Here is a 2,548-nt window from a genome sequence, read left to right on the forward strand (position 1 = left end):
GCCCGACAGGCCCAGTATTGTCGCTTGAAGAAAGATGAAGGTAATCATAGGGCCAGTCACCAGGAGCGAAAGTGAAAGGATAGCTTCCATATGCCATCAGTTCCCGTATGGCCCACCACCCTATTAACCATAACTGGCCACCTTGTGCCAGGTAGTATCCCAGATTCTGGGCGTTTTCGAGAAGATAGGGTTCTGACAGGAAGGGGTTCTCCGCCCTCCAGATTAGTGTAGAATACAGACCCATGGTTGAAATGGTCGGTGAGCCATTTGAATCACAGTCCCAGGAGTAGAATTCGTAACCTGCAAGGAGTTCTTGATAGAACTTGTCTTCGATTGAGTCAGGCACCAAAAGCGGTCCAACCTCATTCTGCGTTCCATCTACCAGTAGGATACCATGGTCGAACGACATTGGAAACGCACCGACCTCTTCCGAATATCGACCTTCCAGCTCTGTTGTATCTACAGCTGTAATCACATAATAGTGCATCAGCCCTGCGGTAAGGCCGCTGTCGCAGTATGTCGTGTCAGCAACGAGTGCCGGATTGACCGACTGATACGGGCCTCCCGGATCTGTGCTTCTGTAGACATTGTAGCCTGCAAGGTCCAGTTCTGAATTGGGTCCCCAGAAGAGGTCCATCCCCAGATAGGTGGGCACCAGTCTCAGAGACTCAGGAGGATGGGGTGTCTGCCCCGGAACAACATCTGTCTCCATAGAGTACCCGCTTTCCGTGTCGTTATCAATGGCAGTAACAGAGACAAAATAGACCGTATCATCTTGCAAGCCGCCCAGGCGGAAATTTGTTGTATCTCCGGCGTAGACCGGCTTCTCATATCTCCTTGATGAAAATCCATAATACACATTGTAGCCAAGAATATCCGGTGTCAGGCTCGGAGTCCACTCTACCTGGACCGTTCCTCCGACACCCGCATCTCTTACATAAACAGACTCCGGGGGCAGAGAAGGCTCAGGGTATCCGTTACCGACCATTGCCATGGAGACAACCCCCATCTTTGCCACCTCAGCCAGGAACTCCATGTTCAGATTCCCGACTGTGTCGTGAATCGAATGATAGAAAGGGTAGTCGTCTGTCGCGCTCAACTCAGTGGCAAAGGTCGCAGAGTAACCATACTGTTGGAAAGGCCAGTGATCACTGGCTGGAATCACATCGTAGTTGACGAAGAGCTCTAGCTGAGAGAATCTTGAAGCGCCCAGCATCATGTTGCCCAACCATATAGAATTGGAATCATATCCCGCCCAAAGGTCCCAATGGTAATCGTCAGTGTATCCAACCATGTCGAAGTTCATGGCCGCGGCTATATTATCTCCCCTCGTGAAGGCCTCTGTCGCATAGTAATAGCTGCCTACAAGCCCCTGCTCCTCTCCAGAAAAGCATATGAATCTCAGCGTGTACGGATGGTTCTCTTTGCCCAGGACTCTTGCCGCCTCTATGACTACTGCTGTCCCGCTCCCATTGTCTTCAGCGCCTGGAGCTAAATCCCACGGAGTATGTGAAATCGAATCGAAGTGTCCACATATGACCACTATTACGGTGGAGTCGCTCTTACCAGGAATTGTGCCAATAACATTCCGCCAGTGGTTTCCATCCCAATCGTAGTAGTGGAAAGAAGCATCCACTCCAAAACTCTGAAACTTGTCATAAATCCACTGGCCGGCGGACCAGCACGAGTCGGTAGGCGAGTATCTGGTCACAAAACCCTCCAGAGCCCGAAGATAACACTCTATGGAGTCTGCGGAGACTTCTCTGACCAGTTTTTCTATGAGCCCATCTGCACTCCTCTTTTTGAGTATCAAATCACCTCTGTGGATTGAAACTCTCTCTTTAATGGCAAGGGGCATTAGGCTTACTAACTCGAATCCCTTCTGGCTCAAGAGTTCAGCCTGCTGCCGATTCGCTCCCACGACAGCCACGTCTTCCTGTCTGTAAAGGATATTGTCTAGGGAACTGAAGTCCAGGCCATGTATGAAAGGTGGAAGCGTCACCAGATAGTACCCTTCAGGTTTCATGTCTCTGGAGATCAAGCGATATGGAATATGACAGGAACGGAGAGTCACAGTCCCACGTGATGAAGTCCCGATCAGACAATCCCTCTCGAGAATGGCATATAGAGAGAAGTCATCCACCAGATACTCTTGCGCGCGTTCTAGATCCACCTTCTCTATTGCCAGAAGCAGCTGCTGGGATTGTGCTGCTGTTGCAGTAAATATCGCGACACCAATTAACAATGCAAATATGAAGGATTGTTTCACGGCTTCTCCTTTCGAACAGCAAACCGCCTGACATGGCGCTGTTTTGGTTCTTCTTTTGCCGTGTGCGATTTCGCCCTGTAATGAGGGTATTAGAATCAGCTTCTTAGTCTGATTGAAGTCCCCGGCTGAGAGTCGGTACACCCTGACCCAATGGTCGCTCCCGGGAAGCTATGCTTTTTCAGAGTCATCGGAGTTACGCCTCAGAGTCTTAGGTGAGTGTAGCACACGCCGCCTCGTTTATCAACGCCTTTTTCCAGCCCCACAATTCCACCCGGTGCC

1 protein-coding gene is annotated in these 2,548 nt (G+C 50.4%); it reads right to left on the reverse strand.

Translation table 11 applies throughout. The features are described 5' to 3' along the window. The coding region (locus E3J62_03800) for a M28 family peptidase (GenBank protein TET46611.1) at window positions 1–2,269 on the reverse strand (2,269 nt) is incomplete at its 3' end. Between the last annotated feature and the right edge of the window lie 279 nt (window positions 2,270–2,548).

Source organism: candidate division TA06 bacterium, assembly GCA_004376575.1.
Lineage (GTDB): Bacteria > Hydrothermota > DG-26 > E44-bin18 > E44-bin18 > E44-bin18.